Source organism: Bradyrhizobium sp. INPA03-11B, from assembly GCF_040446015.1.
GTDB classification, from domain to species: Bacteria; Pseudomonadota; Alphaproteobacteria; order Rhizobiales; family Xanthobacteraceae; genus Bradyrhizobium; species Bradyrhizobium macuxiense_A.
This window is the reverse complement of record NZ_JASGSR010000027.1, coordinates 25,183-42,839: the sequence shown is the minus strand read 5'-3', so window position 1 is coordinate 42,839 and position 17,657 is coordinate 25,183. Positions and strand designations below refer to the sequence as shown.

The window sequence follows — 17,657 nt, the reverse complement described above, 5'->3', positions numbered from 1 at the left end:
GCCGGTCATCGGAACAGGCGCAACCACGGCGCCAAATGAAATGCGCTCATCAGCGCGTACATCGGGACCATTCCCTGCAATGACAACGGTCCTTGCATGGCGCCGCAGATCATGTCGACGGGCGCCAGCGCGGCCACCAGCGCCATCACAGCGAAGGTCGGCGCCGCCGCCAGCGACAGCCAGCGCGCGGCGATGGCACCGCGGCCGCCAAACCGGCCCTTCAACCAATCCTCATGCGTTTCGATTCCGGTCATCATTCGATCTCTCTGGACATGATCCATGTCGTCATGTGCTAGGTTAGGACCGGGCCTCGGAGGGCGAGAGTGACAAGTGTGTCGGGATTCGAATGGACTCGCTGATTACGGCTGCGGCGCGCGCGCTCGCGGCGGGTGATCCCCTCGGCGCACTGAAACGGGTGGCCTTGCGCGACGATGCGCCGGCGCTGGCGTTGCGCGGCATCGCGATGGCCCGGCTCGGGGATTTCACCCGCGCCAAGGAGCTGTTGCGGCGCGCGGGCCGCGCCTTCGGTCCGCGAGAAGCCATCGCGCGGGCGCGCTGCGTGGTGGCCGAGGCCGAGATCGCGCTGGTGTCGCGCGACCTGTCATTTCCCAGCAAGAGCCTCGCCGCGGCGCGCGCAACGCTCGCGGCGCGCGGCGATGCGCTCAACGCCGCGCACGCCGGTTACCTCGAAATCCGACGACTGCTGCTGATCGGGAGTCTCGATGCCGCCGAGCACATGCTTGACGGCCTCGATCCGGCGCCCTTTCCGCCGGCATTGCGCGTAGGCCATGAACTGGTCGTCGCCGGCATCGCGATGCGGCGGCTGCGAACCAAGCCGGCACGCGAAGCGCTGGCGCGGGCACGGGATGCCGCACGGCGCGCCCGCATCGCCGCGCTTGCGGCCGAGGTCGAGAGCACCGCTCACCTGCTCGCGACGCCCGCGGCGCGCCTGATCGCGCGCGGCAGCGAGCGGCCGCTGCGGCTCGAGGAGGTCGAGGCGCTGATGGCGTCGAAGGCACTCGTCGTCGATGCCTGCCGTTACGCCGTGCGCGACGCCCGGACGACAATCTCGCTGACGCGGCGGCCGGTGCTGTTCGCGCTCGCCCGTGCGCTCGGCGAAGCCTGGCCACAGGACGTGTCGCGCGGCACGCTGATCGCACGCGCTTTTCGCGGCAAACAGGCCGATGAATCGCACCGCGCGCGGCTGCGGGTCGAGATCGGACGGCTGCGCCGGGCCTTGCAGCCGCTCGCCGATCTCAACGCGACGCCTGACGGCTTCGTGCTCGAGCCGCATGGTCGCGGCGAGGTCACCGTGCTGGCGCTACCGGTCGAGGAAGAGCATGCGGCGGTGCTGGCCTTCCTCGCCGACGGCGAGGCCTGGTCGAGCTCGGCGCTGTCGGTCGCGCTCGGCGCAAGCCAGCGTACCGTGCAGCGCGCGCTCGATGCGCTCGCCGCCACGGGCAAGGTGCAGTCGGTCGGCCGCGCCCGGGCGCGGCGCTGGATGACGCCCCCGGTGCCGGGATTCACGACGACGTTGTTACTCCCTGCCCCGCTGCCGAACGGCTAGCATCGGGCGGCAATCAGAGCGTTTTCGAGCGAAGTGAATACCGGTTCGCGTAAAGAAACGCGTCAAACAAGAACCTGGAGCGCCGCATGAAGAAGTCCGAAGCCGAGATCATCCGGGAATATGCGTTCGAAGGCGTCGAGAGCGTCGGCGGCGTCAGCTTCGACGGCGAGCAGGTCTGGTTCGCGGCCGGCGGCCAACTGGTCGCCTTCGATCCCGACAGCGGCATCACCACCCGCACCCTCGACATCGCCGCCCATGCCGGCACCGCCTTCGACGGCAAGCACCTCTACCAGATCGCCGAGGACCGCATCCTGAAGATCGAGCCGAACAGCGGACGCGTGGTGTCGACGATCCCCTCGCCCGGCGGCGGCCGCGATTCCGGCCTCGCCTGGGCGGAAGGCTCGCTGTGGGTCGGCCAGTATCGCGACCGCACCATCGTTCAGGTCGATCCGGAAACCGGCAAGGTCATTCGCACCATCGAAAGCAACCGGTTCGTCACCGGCGTCTCCTGGGTCGATGGCGAACTCTGGCACGGCACCTGGGAAGAGGATCAGAGCGACGTCAGGCGCATCGATCCGCAGACCGGCGAAGTCATGGAACGGCTGGAGATGCCGAAGGGCACGTTCGTCTCCGGGCTCGAATCCGACGGCAAGGACCGGTTCTTCTGCGGCAGCGGCTCGACCAACAACAAGGTACGCGCCATCCGGCGGCCCAAGCGCAGCCGCGCGTGAAGCGAGATCATTCGCTCCACGCGCGCAGCAGGCTCACGCCGGCGCGGGCACCGCGGTGGGCCGCGCTGCCGGCATCGGCCGGAAGGTCATCATGATCAGGAACGCGCCGAGGCCGACGGCCCAGGAGCCGACATAGAGCCACGTGTAGCTCGCGAAGGTGTCGTAGATCAGGCCGCCGGCCAATGGGCCGGTCGCCATGCCGAGGCTGCCGGCCATTGCGGTGCCGCCGATCACGGTGCCCATCATCCGCAGCGGGAAATTTTCGCGGATCAGCACCGAGTACAGCGGCATGGTGCCGGCATAGATGAAGCCGAAGACCGCCGCGACCGCGTAGAACGCCGCAAGCTCGCGCACGAAGACATAGCCGAGCGCGCCGAATGCCTGCGCCAACAGGCCCAGCACCAGCACGCGCTTGGCGCCGAAGCGATCGCCGAGCAGGCCGAAGGCGATGCGGCCGCCCATGCCGGCGAGCCCTTCCACGCTGTAGATCGTCACCGCGGCGACCATCGGAATGCCGCAAGTGACGGCGTAGCTCACGGTGTGGATGATCGGACCCGAATGGGTGGCACAGCAGAAGAAATTGGTCGCGATCAGGATGATGAATTGCGGCGAGCGCAGCGCCTGCCCCAACGACATCGCCGGCTCTCCGTTCGCGGTTGCCGCTTCAGCGTGACCACCCTGCAGCGCAGGTGGGCGGCGCACCAGGAACGAGACCGGGATCATGATCGCGCCGACCACCGCTGAGACGATCAGCATCGCGGTCCGCCAGTCATGGTGGGAGATCAGCCAGGCCGCCAGCGGCGACATCGTCATCGGCGCCATGCCCATGCCGGCCGACACCAGCGAGACGGCGATGCTGCGATGGGTATCGAACCAGCCGGTGACGCATGCCATCATCGGCGCGAAGATCGCGGCCGTGGCGGCGCCGACCAGCAGGCCGAACATGAACTGAAACGCCAGCAGCGATGGAGCCTGGCTTGCCAGCGCAAGGCTCGCCGCCAGCACGACCGATCCGGTCAGCACCACCGGGAGCGGCCCGAAGCGGTCGGACAGCGTGCCCCAGATCATGCTGGTGAAAGCCATCGCCAGGAAGCCGATCGTCATGGCGCTGGAGATCCCCGTCACCGACCAGCCGGTCTCCCGCGCCATCGGCTGCAGGAATACGGGCAACGAAAACATGCCGCCGATCGCGACGCAGCCGAGCAGGCCACCGGCCGCGACGATCACCCAGCGATAGGTCGAATTGCTCATTCCGGAACTCCCATGCAGCTCGTTCTGGGTGGAAGACGAACGAACCGGCATGGAACCGACAGCAGACGAGCGCTTCACCTCACTTTTTTGCGAGCGTGGCGCCCTCCAGCGGCTGCGACCGGGATGGTTAGCGACCAGCCAAACTGCACTCGGGCTGCGGCGCGATCGCGCCGAGCGAGCGGACCTGCACCAGTTCCGTCCCTTGCGTCCCGGCGATGAACATGTTCATCGCCGTGTGGTGATCCGGACCAAGCGTCACCGGGCCGGTCGGCGACGGAATGACGAGGCCCGCCATCGCGTCGATGATGGCCTCCTTGTCGAGCTTGCCGGCCTTCTCGGCCGCCGCCTTCAGCGCGATCAGGGTGTTGTAATGCGTCATCACATAGTTCGAGACCGCGACGCCCGGCTCAGCAGCGGCGCGGGCCTTCGCGACGAACGCCTTGACCGAGGGGTCGTCGCTGGCCGCGACCGCCGGCACCACCGTCACCATGTTCTGGCCCTTGCCGCGGAAGATGCCGAGATCGACCTCCGACAATCCAAGGAACGCGACGGTGATGTCCTTCAGTAATCCGGCATCGTCGGCCTGGCGGATGAAATCCATCCCGTCGCCCTTCAGCGCGAACAGCAGCACCTTGGCTTTGCTCGCCGCGACCTCCTTGATCAGTGGTGAGAAGTCGGTCTCCGTCCCCAGCGTGTATTTCGTCCCGACCACCTTGCCGCCGAGCTTCTCGATCAACGGCTGCGCGATGTCGAACATCTGATGCGGCCAGACCCGGTCGGCGCCGAGCAGGAAATAGGTGTTGCCGTAGCTCCGCGTCATGTAGGGAAGCAGCTGGCCGAGCTCCTGGTTCGGCACCGCGCCGAACGAAAACAGGTAGCGGCTGCACTTGCCGCCCTCGTAATTGGTGGCGTAGAGCAGCGGTGTCTTCGAGCTCTCGGCGAGCGGCACCAGCGCGTTCAGATTGCGCGAGGTGATTGGGCCGACCACGGCCAGCACGCCCTGCTTCTCGACCAGCGAACGCATCGCGTCGGCGGCCGGCTCCGGTCGTGTCTTGTCATCGGCATAGATCACCTCGACGGGCCGGCCGAGAATGCCTCCGGCCGCGTTGATGTCCTTTGCGGCAAGATCGAGCCCGAGCTTGGCCTGCTGACCGTAGAGCTCGACGCCGCCGGAAAACGGCAGCACCGCGCCGATACGAATGGATGCGCCGGATTCGGTGGCGCGCGAAGGCTGAAGCACTGTGCCGCCGAGCAGCAGCGCGAGCGTCGTGCAGATGATCGAACGTGATGGCATGTAGGTCTTCCCCTTCGGGCAGAATGCAATCTTGCTCGATCGATGTTATCGACGCGGCACTGAAGAAATCGTCAAGCGCGGCCCGCTTGCGTCACATTCGAGACTATGCTCGCCACGCGCGTCGAGACGTCTCCGCGACACCTTCCCCCGACATCTCCCGGCACCCGCATCCGCGGAATGCCGATTCACGCCCTGTATGACGATCTGCTGCCGAACGATCAGCCCTTCTTCGAATCGCCGCGCGTGTGATGCAGCAGATTGTCACGCAGCCTGACCACGCTCTTCTGCACGATCGGAAATTCGTCGCCGAGCCCGGTCGCTTCGACCAGCGACGCGTTGATCTCCTTGTCGAGCAGGCGGCGGCCGGCCGGCGTCAGACTCACCCGCACCTGCCGCTCGTCGGCGGGATCGCGGGTCCGGCTGATGTAGCCGCTCTGCTCCAGCTTCTTGAGGATCGGCGTCAGCGTGTTGGATTCAAGGAACAGCTTTTCGCCGAGCGCGCTGACAGTCTGCTCGTCCGCCTCCGACAACGCGATCAGGGCGATGTACTGGGTGTAGGTCAGGCCGAACGCGTCGAGGATCGGCTTGTAGGCACGGCCGAAGGCCAGATTGGCCGAATAGACCGCAAAGCACAGAAAACTCGATAGTTTTCGGCCCTTTGTGTCGGCCTTGGAGGAACGGGTCACGGGCGTCTCCGGAGTTTGTGAAGTCCCGACCAATATAAATCGTGTCCGATTAAATCGGAAGAGCTTGACACCGCCTGGCGCGGGACCTATTTCAACTCGCATCCGATTAGATCGGACACGATCTATATCCAACCCGAAGGAGTTCGCCATGACCGCCAATGCAAAGGTTCTCGTCACCGGAAAGACCCACGTCACCGCCGGCCCGAACGGCGCCGCCCGCTCGCGCGACGGCTTCCTCGACGTCAAGCTGCCGCAGCCGCACCCGGCCGCCGAAAACCTGTTCGCCGCCGCCTGGTCGGCCTGCTACATCGGCGCAATCCAGCTCGCCGCCGGACAGCGCAAGGTCAAGCTCGCGAGCGAGCCCGAGGTCGACGCCGAGATCGACCTGAACCAGGCCGGCAGCGCCTACTTCCTGAGCGCGCGCCTCAACGTCCACGTTCCCGGCATCGAGCGCGAGGTTGCGCAGGAGCTGATCGAAGCCGCGCACGGCATCTGCCCCTACTCCAAGGCGGTTCACGGCAACATCGACGTCACCACCACTCTGGTCTGAGACGATCACATGATGACCTCCGACGCGGGCCGGCCGCTTGCCGGCTCGCGGTCGGATCAGTCGCGACAACAACCCTGGAGTTCAAGATGACCAGCAAGCTGATGACGGCGACGCGCCTCCTCGCAAGGACGGCCTTGTTCGCTGCAAGTCTCCTGACGATCCCGAGCGCGCAGGCGCAGCAGCCGGCCGGCATCGCTCGAACCGATCTGCAGCGCCACGATCTCAGCGCGCCCGGGCGTGAAGCCGTCCAGGTGCGTGTCGACATCGCGCCGGGCAAGGCCTTCGGCCAGCACACCCATCCCGGCGAAGAGCTCATCTATGTGCTATCAGGCACCCTCGAATACGATGTCGACGGCAGGCCGCCGGCAACGTTGAAGGCCGGCGACGTGCTGTTCATCCCCGCCGGCACGATCCATGCGGCGAAGAATGTCGGCAACGTCACCGCCAGCGAGCTTGCGACCTACATCGTCGAGAAGGACAAGCCGCTGCTGACGCTCGTGAAGTGAACCGACGCCGCCTGCCCGCCCTGCGCACTTCTCATCTTGGGGCGAGCGCGGCGACATCCCGTCACTTGCTGCACTGAACCTCCGGCTGCCGCACCGTCCGCGCGTTGAAGATCAGGAAGCTGATCGCGGCCATGATCCAGACGCCGATGCCGCCATAGAGCATCACCCAGCCAAACCCGCTCGCCAGCGCCTTATGCACGACCGGGCCAGCCAGCTCCGGCGCGGACGCGGCATCGCCGGACGCGATCCGCTCGGCGAGGACACGGAGTTGCGCGCCGTCGAGCGCCGGCAACACCGCCTTCAGATGCGAGAGCACGCCGCTCGCCAGGATGAACCCCATCAGCGCGATATTGACCGACAGCGAGACCATCCGCGCGCTCATGTCGATGCCGGAGGCCATGCCGGCACGGTCGCTCGAGACCGAGCCGGTCGTCGTGTTGGTGACCGGCGTATTGGTGATCCCAAGGCCGATTCCGGCAAGCAGGCAGCCCGGCAACATCGTCAGCCAGTCGGGCTGCGCGGCAGCGCTGCCGAACTTCATCAGCATGAATCCGGTGCCGATGGTGAACAGCCCCGTGGGGATGATCAGGCCCGGCTGGTAGCGCAGCGACAGCCGTTCGGCGAACGGCGGCATCACCAGCGTCGGCAATGTGTAGGCCAGCAGCGCAAGGCCGGCGGAGACGCTGTCATAGCCGAGGCCGGCGTGAAACCAGATCGGCAGATAGATCATGAAGGGCCAGTAGCTGAGGTTCATCGCCGCCGAGCCGACGATCGAACCGGAGAACGCCGGGATCCGAAACACGGAGAAGTCGAACATCGGCCGCCGGCTGATTCTCTCGGCGACGAGGAACGCTGCGAAGCTCACCGCGGAGACGCCGAGGATCGCGAGCCCCTTCGGGCTGACGAAGCCGAGATCCGGTCCCTGCGTGATGTAGAAGGCAAGACAGAACACCGCGAGCGACATCGTCACGATGCCGGCGACGTCGAGGCTGCTGGCCTTCGGATCGCTGGATTCATGCACGCCACCGATCGTGAGCACGAACGCCACGGCTGCGAACAGCACGTGGACGAGGAATACCCATTCCCAGCTCAGCACCGCGACCACCGCACCGCCGATGATCGGTCCGAAGCCGAGGCCGATGCCGAAGATCACGCCCCACCAACCCCAGGCGACGGCGCGCAGGCGGCCACCCTGGAATTCGTGCGACAGCACGGCGATCTGGCAGATCAAGAGCGCGCCGCCGCTCAGCCCCTGCAGAAACCGGGCGGCGATCAGCATCTCGACGCTCGAGGCGACACCGCAAATCAGCGAGGTGATGCCGAACGCCGCGATCGCGACCAGGAAGATGCGCTTGCGCCCGTAGCGGTCCGCCACCGTTCCGATCGCCATCAGCACGGTGGTCACCGCGATGGTGTAGGCGTTCATGATCCATTGCAGCGCCTTGAAGTCGGCATGCAGCACCCGTTCCAGCGTCGGCAGGATCGCGGGGATGCTGGAAATCTCCAATCCGAACATCAGGCAGGCAAGACATACGGCAGACAGCACGACGGCGCCGCGGCGGCTCAGTTCAGTAGACATGATCGGGCCTTTTGTTGTGGCAAGCCAACGGCATACCGCACGCTGTTGCCAGGGTGCTGCCAGCAGCGTCGGTCGATCGACTCACGATGTATTGAGGCAGCAGCGGCAGGAATCGGGTGGCCGCGGCGCTTCACGACGCAAAGCTAGTCATGGCTTGAGCATTGGTGAATTGGATGACTAGATATTTCAGAGACAACAATTCCGGATGACTGACATGACCACGCTCGACATCGACGCCGTGAAGACCTTCGTGACCATCGCCGAGCTCAAGAGTTTTACGCGCGCCGCCGAAGCGCTCGGCACCACGCAAGGCGCGATCAGCGTCAAGCTGAAGCGGCTGGAGCGCCAGGTCGGCCACAGGCTGATCGAGCGAACCCCGCGGCTGGTGCGCCTGTCGGCCCAGGGTGCCGAGTTCCTCGCACCCGCGCGCGAACTGCTCGCCGCGCATGACCGCGCCGTCGCCGGACTGTCGTCAGCCCGCCGCCGTTTTTCACTGGGGATCGCTACTCACGTCGGCGCTCCCGAACTTCCCACCTTGCTCGCCCGGCTCAATGCACATGATCCCATGCTCACGATCGAGGTGCGCCTCGGCGATGCCCGTGATCTGCTCGACACCTTCGATCGCGGAATGATCGACGCCGTGATCATTTTTCGGGAGGACGATCGCCGCGACGGCGTCGTTCTCGGCCCCGATCATTTCGGCTGGTTTGCCACGCCGGACTTTCTCCATCGCGCCGGAGAGCCGTTCCGATTGGCGGCATCGTCACCCGCCTGCGGCATCCTCAACACCGCCACGCGTGCGCTCGACGCAGCGGCACTGCCGTGGACGGAAACCTTCCTCGGTTGCGGCGCTTTTGCCGTCGCCGATGCGGTATCGGCGGGCTTGGCGATCTCGGTGTTCTCACGCCGGGTGGCGCCGCCCGGCACGATCGAGGTGACCGAGAAGTTCGGCCTCCCCGCCCTGCCTCCATCCGAGATCATGCTGCTGTCGACGTTGTCAGACGCGAGGTCGCGCGCGGCGTTGAAGACGTTGGCAAGCGCCTTTCGCGAGCACCATCGTCCGCCCGCGAGCGCCGGCAGCGCAGCGGGGAACACGCGAACCATCGCTGTCGCTGCCGGGTCCTGAACAATCAGTGACGCGCAAGATCGCCTACCGGCTAGCGCCGCGTGCCTTCGGCGCGCTTCCCCTCGAACAGCGCGCGTTCCGACGCGAGCACCTTGGCCAGAAAATCCAGCGTGGCGCGGATGCGCGCGGTGCGCCTGAGATCGTCATGCGTCAATAACCATAGCGCCGATCGCGGCTCGGCGAGCGGCTTCGGCGTCAAACGGCGCAGCGCAGGCGTGAGATCGCCGACATAGCAGGGAAGCAGAGCCAGACCCATTCCAGCCGCTGCCGCGTCGCGCAGCGCCGGAAGCGCATCGACGCGGCAGGCGACGCGCGCCGAACGCAAGTTCTTCCGCATCCAGTCGGCGATCACGGTCCCCGCCAGCGCGTCATCGAGCCCGATCCAGTCATGCGCAGACGGATCCTTGTCGTCACGCCGCGTGAAATAGGCACGCGATCCGTAGATCGCATGGGCAATGTCGGCGATGCGCCGTCCCACCAGCAACTCGGATGGCGCCGGCGTCGGCCGGATCGCGATGTCGGCCTCGCGGCGCGTCAGGTTGGCCATCGCATTCGAGACGATGATCTCGGGCCGGATCTCCGGATGCGCAGCGCGCATCGCCGGCAGATGCCGCACCAGTACCGCGCCGAGCGTGTCCGTGGTCGTGATCCGGACCGGACCCGACGGCCTGAGGTCCTGTCCCGCCAGCTTGCGCTCGAGCGCGAGCACCTCGTCCTCGAGCCGGGCCGCCGACGCTGCAGCGGTCTCACCGGCCGGTGTCGGCGCATAGCCGTCGCGGAAGCGCTCGAACAGCCGCGTACCGATCGCTGTTTCGATCGTGCCAAGACGGCGAAACACCGTCGAATGCGTCACGCCAAGTCTGCGCGCCGCGCCTGAGAGGCTGCCCTCGCGCGCGACAGCGAGGACGAGCCGAAGGTCATTCCAGTCGAGAGGGCTGTGCATTTTCGCAAACTCACTTGGCACCTCTGGATAATACCTTATCACGAACGGACAGGCCATCTTCCGGTCGTTGGTGCGGCGCGCCGACGATGCAGAGGAGTTGGCAGGTGACAAGCGAGACCACCGAGACATTGCGATTGCACGACACGCGGCCGGCGATGGTCGACCCGCGGCGCTGGCTGGCCCTGCCCGTGCTGCTGACGGGCGCCTTCCTGCCGATCCTCGATTTCAACGTCGTCAATCTCGCGCTGCCGGCCATTCGCGACGATCTCGGCGCGACGGCGAGCGAGGTGCAGTTCGTGATCTCGGCCTATGCCGCGACCTACGCGGTATTCCTGATCACAGGCGGCCGGCTCGGCGACCTGCTCGGCCGGCGGCGCATGTTCCTGACCGGTGTCGCCGGCTTCACGGTCGCGTCGGTGTTGTGCGGTGTTGCGTGGTCGCCCACCATCCTGGTCGCCGGACGGATTCTGCAAGGCCTCACCGCCACGGTGATGGCGCCGCAGGTGCTCGCCTCGATCCGCGTGCTGTTTCCGGCGGCCGAACAGGGCCGCGCGCTCGGCTTCTACGGCGCCACGTTCGGTCTTGCCAACATCTGCGGGCAGGTGCTCGGCGGCGCGCTGGTTTCGGCGCATCCGCTCGGACTGGCCTGGCAGGCGATCTTCCTGATCAACGTGCCGATTGGCCTCGTCGCGTTCATCGGTGGACTGCTGTACCTGACCGACTCGCGTGCCGAGCATGCCCAACGGCTTGATGTCGGTGGCGTCGTCCTGCTGTCGCTCACGCTCGGCTGTCTGGTCTATCCGCTGATCGAGGGACGCGAATCCGGCTGGCCGGTCTGGATCATCGCGATGCTGCTGGCGTCTCCGCTGATGCTCGCCGCCTTCGTCCGCTTCGAGGCGCGGCTGTCGGCGCGCGGCGGTGATCCGCTGGTTGCCCTGCATCTGCTGCGCAACAGCGACTTCGTGATCGGACTGGTGATGGCGCTCGCCTTCTACATGCTGTCGTCGTTCTATTTGACCTTTGCGGTCTACCTGCAAAGCGGGCTGCATTTTTCACCGCTGGCGGCCGGCCTCGCCACCCTGCCCTTTGCCACCGGATTCTTCGTGAGTTCGCTGGTGTCGTCGCTGGTGATGCAATGGCTCGGCGCGCGCACGCTGACTCTTGGCTTCACGCTCCAGGTCATCGGCTTCGGCATCGTGATGCTGTCGGTGGGCGGAGTGCTGCCGCAGAGTGTGGAGTTCGGCCTGATCTGCGGCGGGCTCGGCTTCGGCACCGTGATGCCGTCGGTGATCAAGGCCGTGATCGGCAGCATCGATCCGCGCCATGCGGGGCTGGCATCGGGCATGATGATCTCGACCTTCCAGATCGGTGCCGCACTCGGCGTCGCCGTGATCGGCGGCGTCTTCTACAGCCTGCTCGGGACGCATCCGCAGGCCGGCGACTACGCCCACGCCTTCACGATCGCGCTCGGCTGCAATGTCGCGCTGCTGGCGCTCGGCGGCTGGCTGTCGCTGTGGCTGCCACGCGAGCCGGCCGCTTGAAATCGGGAGAATGCCATGACCGCACCGCTCTACGATGCTTCCGTCCCGGTATTTCGCCAGATGCTCGGCGCACTCGCCGATCTCCTGCGCAAGGGCGAGGCCGACGCCCGCGAACGCGGTCTCGATCCCGACGCCATGCTCGCGGCACGGCTGGCGCCCGACATGCTGACGCTGGTCGGCCAGGTGCAACGGGCCAGCGATCACGCCAAGGGCGCCGCCGGGCGGCTCGCCGGTCTCGAGCCACCGCCCTTTGCCGACGATGAACGGAGCCTCGCCGAGGCCCACGCCCGCATCTCGCGGACGCTCGACTACATCGACACGGTCCCGGTTCGGGCATTCGACCAGGCAGCGGAACGCATCGTCACCTTGCCCTTCGGCGTCCCGCCAATGCCGGCAGCGCGCTATCTCCACGGCTTCGCGCTGCCGAGCCTGTTCTTTCACGTCGCCACCGCCTACGCCATCCTGCGCCATCGCGGCGTCCCGCTCGGCAAGCGTGACTTCCTCGGCAACTACCACCCGCAGTGAGTCCTACTTCTTCGCGACCTCGCGAAGCGTGTTGTAGACCCACTCCGCGCCCTGCTTGACGGCCTCGACGCCGATCCTTTCGTCGTTGCCATGCATCCGGCTCAGGATGTCGTCGTCGAGCGGATAGGGATAGATGCCGTAGACGGGCACGTTGCGCTCGCGCCAGGCGGTGGCGTCGGTCCCCGCCTCGAACATCGTCGGCACCAGGACCGCGTCCTTCCAGACCCGCTTGGCATTACGATCCAGCGCGGCATAAAGCTCGGTATCGACCGGCGACGCCGGGATCTTGCTCCGCATCAGATAGGCGTCCCGCGCCGCCTGCTGCGTCAGCGCGGTCACGATGCTGACTTCAATGCCGGGATCGCCGACCACGCGCTTGATCTCGGCGATCATCTGGTCCGTCGTCGTTCCCGGAAGCAGCCGCGTGTTCACCACCGCCTTGGCGTCGCCGGGGATGACGTTGGGCTTGATACCGGCGTCGATCATCGTGATGACCATGGTGTCGCGCAGCAGGGCATGCAGCAGCAGGCTGTCTTTGGGATTGTCGGCGACCAGCTTCTTTCCGGCTGCTTCGAGATCGGCCCGGTCCTTCGCGGCCAACAGCTGCTTGATATCGGCTGCCGTCTGCTCCGAACTGATCGGCAGCAATGCCTTGAAATAGGCTTCGGTCGCCGGCACCAGCTTGACGGCCGGATCGTGCAGCGCGAGCTTGGCCAGCGCCGCGATCAGGCGATCGTTGGCCATCGCCCCTGCCGGAAACGGCCGCGAGGAATGACCGGAGGGACCGGTCGCCTTCAAGGCAAAGGTCGCCGAGATCTTTTCCGCCGTCGTGACATTGATCTGGCGCACCGTTCCGTCGCGCTCCTGCAGGACGTAGCCACCTTCGTTCAGCGCGAATTCCGCGTCGATCTTGTCCCAATGGTCCTTCGCCAGCCACACCGTGCTGTACTGCCCCTGCTCCTCATCGGCCTCGGCCAGGAAGATCACATCGCGCGCCAGCGGCGTCTTCTCCTCGGCAAGCCGCATCACCGCACTGGCGAAGACGGCGAGCCCGCCCTTGAAATCCATCGCGCCCCGCCCGTAGACGAAACCGTCCTTCTCGACACCGGCAAATGGCTCCACGGTCCATTTCTCGCGTTCGACCGGAACGACGTCGGCATGCGCGGCGAGCAGCACCGGCTTCTTCGAGCCGTCACCGCGCAGCCGCGCGATGAAATGCGCGGCTTTGCCGTTCGGCGCGACGAAGATGTCCACCTCGGCACCCAGCGGCGCGAACTGCGACTTCAGGTACTCGGCGAGCGCCCGCGTATCGCCTGGCCCGTTCGAGGTATCGAAGGAGATCAGCTTCTTGAGCAGCGCAACCGTGCGGTCGCCCGGCTGCTCGGCGCGCGGATGTCCCGCTCCGGCACAGGACAGCAACGCGGCAAGGGCCAACGCAGCGAGGCGGGTCTTGATCGACGGCATCATGTTCTTCTTCCTCCCTTATATGGTTTTGAAAACAGGATAATCTGCGCCGCTCGCCCCAGGGAGCCCTCGCGCTCAAGAAGTTCTGGGGAACATCACCTTCAGCATGGCGGCTGCTAGCAACGTCGTGATGGCAAGGCCGGTGGAGAGATAGAGCGCGCTCGCATCGCCAAACCGGTCGATCACGATGGCATAGACCAGCGGCGCCGCCGCGGGCAGGATGAAGCTCGGAACGATGAGCCGGCCGACCAGCGTGCCGTAGCTGCGATGATCGAACAGGATCAGCGGCAGCGTTCCCCTGGTGATGGTCAGAATGCCGTTGCAGGCGCCGTAGAGCAACGCGAAGGCGATCGCCATCTCCCTCGACGACCCGCTGAACAATCCGGCGATGAAGGAGAGCGGCATGATCAGGCAAGCCATCAGATTGAGCGCCAGCGGATCGAGCCGTGCACCGAACAGGATTTCGCAAAGGCGCGCGGCGGATTGCCCAATGCCCCGGAGCGTTGCGATCCAGACGGCCACGGTGACGGCGAGCCCGAGACCTGAGAGCACCGCGATCATGTGCGCCGACATGCCGGCATTCAGGAAGTTGGCGCCGGTCATGATCACGGCATAGAGCCCACCCGCCGCTGCAAGCTGCCGGCGGCTGGCAGCGCGTGGTTGCTTATGTGCCGGCGCTGCGGAGCTCGATACGCCGGCAAACCGCTTGGTCGGGATCAGCACGTGCAGCGGGATCGCCAGCAGTGCGAGACCGGCATAGACCAGCACCGCGATACGCCAGCCGAACTGCTCCGAGAGCACGTGGCCGAGCGGCCAGAACACGGTCGCCGCCAGGCCACCGAGCAGGGTGATCCCGGACATCGCGCGGCGCGCCTCAGGTCCGCCGATCCGGGCCAGCGCGGCGAATGCCGCATCGTACAGCGTCAGCCGCATGCCGAAGCCGAGAACGATCCACGATGCGTAGTAGGTGCCGATCTGATGCGAGACCGCGAGGCCGGCGCAGCCGAGCGCGTTGATCACGGCGCCCGCGACCATGACCTGACGGCCACCGCTTCTGTCCACCCACCTCCCCGCAAGAGGCGACGTCACCCCCATCACCAGCAGTGCCGCGGCGAATCCGCCGTAGACGATGTCGCGCCCCCAGCCGAGATCCGCCGATATCTGCTCGCCGAAGCCGCCGATCAGATAATAGGTCGCGCCCCACGAGATCAGTTGAGCCAGCCCGAGGGCGGCCACGACGCGGCGAGCGATCACCGCAGAAATTCCCTCTCCGCGGGAAGCGTGGAGGCGCCCGGCCCCAGCGGCCGTTGCATCAGCACGGTGTCGACCCATTGCCCGAGCTTGAAGCCGACCGATCTGAGCGTTCCGACCATCTCGAAGCCCATGCGACGGTGCAGCGCGATCGATCCGACATTGCCGCTGTTGCCGATCACGGCGATCATTTGCCGCCAGGGCCCCGTCTCCGATCGCTCGATCAGCGCCTGCAGCAGCGCAGCCCCGACGCGGCGGCCGCGCAGCGCTTCCGACACGTAGACCGAGTCTTCAATGGTGTTGCGATAGGCTGGCCGCGGCCGGTACGCCGTCGCATAGGAGTAACCGGCCACCCGCCCGTCAACCACGGCCACGAGATACGGCAGCCCCGCCGCCAGCACGGCGCTCCGGCGGCCGCACATCTCGTCGACCGTCGGCGGCACCTCCTCGAAGGTCGCCAGCCCGTTGAGCACGTGATGGGCGTAGATGTGCTGCACTTCCGCCATGTCGACCTCTGTGGCGGCGCGGATCACTGTGGCTTCGCTGTCTCTCATCCTTCCACTCTCGTCCTGCGGCATCATGCCTGTGCTTCGGCGGCGCGGCGGCGCATTCTGCACGCACCATGGGCCCATCTCGACATCGCTGCGCGACAGTCCGACATCCGCCAGCAGACGATCGTCGAGCCCGCGTAGCGCCTGCCAGCGGCGGATGCGCGAATGCGGTGAGACCGCAAGATAGCGCCCCAGCTCGACGATAACGCCGCCAATGCGCTTGAGGCCAGACAATGCCTGCTCCCGATCTGCCGAAGCCGTCGCTTGCCGGACTATGCGCTACGGCCTTATATAAGTGAAGCTTTGATAACTTATGCGTAGCATAAGATGTACTTTGATGAAGAACCTCAACCTCGACTATCTCGAAAGCTTCGCCGTCGTGATCGATAGCGGCAGCTTCTCCGCCGCGGCCGAGCGGTTGCAGCTCACCCAGCCTGCGGTAAGCCTGCAGGTGCGCCAGCTCGAAAAGAGCCTGAATGCGACCTTGATCGAGCGGGTCGGACGACGGGCGAGGCCGACGGCCGCCGGCGTCGCCTTGCTCTCGCACGCGCAGCAGATCAACGCGGCGGTGACGTCGGCGGTCGACGCCGTTGCGCAGCAGACTACGGGAACGGCAGGCCGTGTGCGGCTCGGCACCGGGGCGACCGCCTGCATCTTCCTGCTGCCGCCGATCCTGAAGGAGCTGCGCACCGCGCTGCCCTCGCTCGAGATCACGGTCACGACCGGCAACACGGCGGAGATCGCGCGGGCGGTCGAGGACAACACGATCGACATCGCGCTGGTGACGCTGCCGGTGTCAGGGCGCAGCTTCGAGATCACCCCTGTCATGAACGACGAGTTCGTGCTGATCGCGCCGCGCGAGATGAAGCTGCCGGCGCGGATCACACCGGAGGTGCTGGCAACCAGGCCGGTCCTGCTGTTCGAGCCCGGCGGCAACACAAGGCGTACTGCGGATGAGTGGCTGGCGCGCGGCGGCGTGTCGCTGAAACCGTTGATGTCGCTCGGCAGCGTCGAGGCGATCAAGGAGATGGTCCGCGCCGGCCTCGGCTGCGCAATCCTGCCCGGCATGGCAGTGCCTGCCAACACCAAGCGCGATCTGATCGTCCGGTCGCTGTCGCCAAAGCTCTATCGCCGCCTCGCGGTCGTGATCCGCCGCGACAAGCGCCTCGACCGCGGGCTGCGGCAGACGCTGTCGGCGCTGAAGGCGCTCGCGGCCGCAAAAAACAATGGCCGCTAGGGAGGACGCCGTGCGTCCTCCCTGCTCCACCCCTCAAGTCGCCTTGCGTTCCTGCTCGGCGATCTTGCGGAACGCAGCCTCGCCGGCGTCGGTTACCGCCGCCCACTTCGCGTTCGGCGCGGTCTCGACCTCGTAATTGTCGTGCCAGTTCCACCATTTGTAGGTCGGGCCCTGCGGATAGCCCTTCGGCGAGTCCTCCCAGAGTTCCTGGCGGCCGAACGGCGTGATGTCGAGATAGCTCCACACCGTACCCATCGATTCGTCGCCGCGGCTGTTGACGAGATAGGTGCGGAAAATCCGTTCGCCGTCGCGGATGAAGACGTTGTGGCCATGCCACTCGGCGACGCCGAAGTCTGCGTCGAAACTGTCGGTGATCGTGTACCACGGCATCTCCCATTCCATCCGCGCCTTTAGCCGCGCGATGTCGGCCTGCGGCGCGCGTGAAGCATAGGCCAGCGTCGTATCGCGCTGGTTGAGATGCGAGAGATGGCTGACCTGGTCGGCGCCGAGCGAGCAGCCGCGGCAGCCGTGATCCGGCCAACCGAACACGCCGGGCTCGAAGAACGCGCGGTAGATGATCAGCTGCCGGCGGCCCTCGAACAAATCCAGCAGGCTCACCTTGCCGTTCGGTCCCTCGAAGACATACGGCTTCTCGACCGCCATCCAGGGCATCCGCCGCCGCTCGGCCGCAAGTGCGTCGCGCGCCCGCACATGCGCCTTTTCCTTCACCAGCATCTCCAGTCGCGCCGCCTCCCACGCCTCCTGCGACACCACAGGCGGTGTCTGCATTGCCGCCAGTCCGCCGCGATCGTTTTCAACCGATTTGCTCATGATGATCTCCATCTCTCGAATTGG

18 protein-coding genes are annotated in these 17,657 nt (G+C 66.3%); 8 read left to right on the top strand and 10 right to left on the bottom strand.

Annotated features, from left to right (window positions below):
* Positions 1-5 precede the first annotated feature (5 nt).
* On the bottom strand, positions 6-254 hold the full coding sequence (locus QMZ05_RS14115; RefSeq protein ID WP_353701299.1) for a hypothetical protein: 249 nt from the start codon (positions 252-254) through the stop codon (positions 6-8).
* 92 nt (positions 255-346) lie between these two features.
* On the opposite strand from QMZ05_RS14115, the gene QMZ05_RS14110 reads away from it, so the two are divergent.
* The gene (locus tag QMZ05_RS14110) at positions 347-1,567 is read left to right on the top strand and encodes a helix-turn-helix domain-containing protein (protein ID WP_353701298.1); all 1,221 of its coding nucleotides are present in this window, start codon (positions 347-349) and stop codon (positions 1,565-1,567) included.
* Positions 1,568-1,653: 86 nt separating this feature from the next.
* The gene (locus QMZ05_RS14105; protein ID WP_050419014.1) at positions 1,654-2,298 is read left to right on the top strand and encodes a glutaminyl-peptide cyclotransferase; all 645 of its coding nucleotides are present in this window, start codon (positions 1,654-1,656) and stop codon (positions 2,296-2,298) included.
* Between the two features lie 33 nt (positions 2,299-2,331).
* On the opposite strand, the gene QMZ05_RS14100 is transcribed toward QMZ05_RS14105, so the two are convergent.
* From QMZ05_RS14100 to QMZ05_RS14090, 3 genes are all read right to left on the bottom strand, one after another.
* Positions 2,332-3,549, bottom strand: coding sequence for an MFS transporter (locus QMZ05_RS14100; protein ID WP_353701297.1), 1,218 nt, complete (start codon positions 3,547-3,549; stop codon positions 2,332-2,334).
* A 127-nt stretch (positions 3,550-3,676) separates the two neighbouring features.
* Positions 3,677-4,843 (bottom strand): substrate-binding protein, encoded by a 1,167-nt coding sequence (locus QMZ05_RS14095; protein ID WP_353701296.1) that lies wholly within the window; start codon positions 4,841-4,843, stop codon positions 3,677-3,679.
* Between the two features lie 218 nt (positions 4,844-5,061).
* Positions 5,062-5,529, bottom strand: coding sequence for a MarR family transcriptional regulator (locus tag QMZ05_RS14090; protein ID WP_353701295.1), 468 nt, complete (start codon positions 5,527-5,529; stop codon positions 5,062-5,064).
* Positions 5,530-5,677: 148 nt separating this feature from the next.
* Between QMZ05_RS14090 and QMZ05_RS14085 the strand changes: the two genes are divergently transcribed.
* Entirely contained in the window at positions 5,678-6,079 is a 402-nt protein-coding gene (locus QMZ05_RS14085) for an Ohr family peroxiredoxin (RefSeq protein WP_353701294.1), read from the top strand.
* Between the two features lie 101 nt (positions 6,080-6,180).
* Positions 6,181-6,585, top strand: coding sequence for a cupin domain-containing protein (locus QMZ05_RS14080; protein ID WP_353701335.1), 405 nt, complete (start codon positions 6,181-6,183; stop codon positions 6,583-6,585).
* A gap of 61 nt (positions 6,586-6,646) precedes the next feature.
* Here the strand turns inward: QMZ05_RS14080 and QMZ05_RS14075 are convergent, their stop codons facing one another.
* Positions 6,647-8,164 carry an MFS transporter gene (locus QMZ05_RS14075; protein WP_353701293.1) on the bottom strand — a complete coding sequence of 506 codons (1,518 nt, stop codon included), beginning with the start codon at positions 8,162-8,164 and terminating at the stop codon, positions 6,647-6,649.
* Between the two features lie 214 nt (positions 8,165-8,378).
* Here QMZ05_RS14075 and QMZ05_RS14070 point away from each other — a divergent pair, with 214 nt between their 5' ends.
* Positions 8,379-9,290 carry a LysR family transcriptional regulator gene (locus QMZ05_RS14070; RefSeq protein ID WP_353701292.1) on the top strand — a complete coding sequence of 304 codons (912 nt, stop codon included), beginning with the start codon at positions 8,379-8,381 and terminating at the stop codon, positions 9,288-9,290.
* 31 nt (positions 9,291-9,321) lie between these two features.
* On the opposite strand, the gene QMZ05_RS14065 is transcribed toward QMZ05_RS14070, so the two are convergent.
* A complete protein-coding gene (locus tag QMZ05_RS14065; protein WP_353701291.1) occupies positions 9,322-10,233 on the bottom strand; it encodes a LysR family transcriptional regulator in 912 nt (303 codons plus the stop codon).
* 104 nt (positions 10,234-10,337) lie between these two features.
* Between QMZ05_RS14065 and QMZ05_RS14060 the strand changes: the two genes are divergently transcribed.
* On the top strand, positions 10,338-11,774 hold the full coding sequence (locus QMZ05_RS14060) for an MFS transporter (RefSeq protein ID WP_353701290.1): 1,437 nt from the start codon (positions 10,338-10,340) through the stop codon (positions 11,772-11,774).
* A gap of 15 nt (positions 11,775-11,789) precedes the next feature.
* Complete coding sequence (locus QMZ05_RS14055) at positions 11,790-12,299, top strand: DUF1993 domain-containing protein (RefSeq protein WP_353701289.1); 510 nt, start codon at positions 11,790-11,792, stop codon at positions 12,297-12,299.
* 3 nt (positions 12,300-12,302) lie between these two features.
* Here QMZ05_RS14055 and QMZ05_RS14050 read toward each other — a convergent pair whose 3' ends face one another.
* The 3 genes from QMZ05_RS14050 to QMZ05_RS14040 form a co-directional block, all read right to left on the bottom strand.
* Positions 12,303-13,766 (bottom strand): M20/M25/M40 family metallo-hydrolase, encoded by a 1,464-nt coding sequence (locus QMZ05_RS14050; protein WP_353701288.1) that lies wholly within the window; start codon positions 13,764-13,766, stop codon positions 12,303-12,305.
* Between the two features lie 72 nt (positions 13,767-13,838).
* Positions 13,839-15,017, bottom strand: a complete 1,179-nt coding sequence (locus tag QMZ05_RS14045; RefSeq protein ID WP_353701287.1) for an MFS transporter — start codon at positions 15,015-15,017, stop codon at positions 13,839-13,841.
* On the bottom strand, positions 15,014-15,799 hold the full coding sequence (locus QMZ05_RS14040; RefSeq protein WP_353701286.1) for a GNAT family N-acetyltransferase: 786 nt from the start codon (positions 15,797-15,799) through the stop codon (positions 15,014-15,016). The genes QMZ05_RS14045 and QMZ05_RS14040 overlap by 4 nt, the downstream gene beginning before the upstream one ends.
* A 103-nt stretch (positions 15,800-15,902) precedes the next feature.
* On the opposite strand from QMZ05_RS14040, the gene QMZ05_RS14035 reads away from it, so the two are divergent.
* Positions 15,903-16,802 carry a LysR family transcriptional regulator gene (locus tag QMZ05_RS14035; RefSeq protein ID WP_353701285.1) on the top strand — a complete coding sequence of 300 codons (900 nt, stop codon included), beginning with the start codon at positions 15,903-15,905 and terminating at the stop codon, positions 16,800-16,802.
* Positions 16,803-16,835: 33 nt separating this feature from the next.
* Here QMZ05_RS14035 and QMZ05_RS14030 read toward each other — a convergent pair whose 3' ends face one another.
* The gene (locus QMZ05_RS14030; protein WP_353701284.1) at positions 16,836-17,633 is read right to left on the bottom strand and encodes a DUF899 domain-containing protein; all 798 of its coding nucleotides are present in this window, start codon (positions 17,631-17,633) and stop codon (positions 16,836-16,838) included.
* Positions 17,634-17,657: the final 24 nt, after the last annotated feature.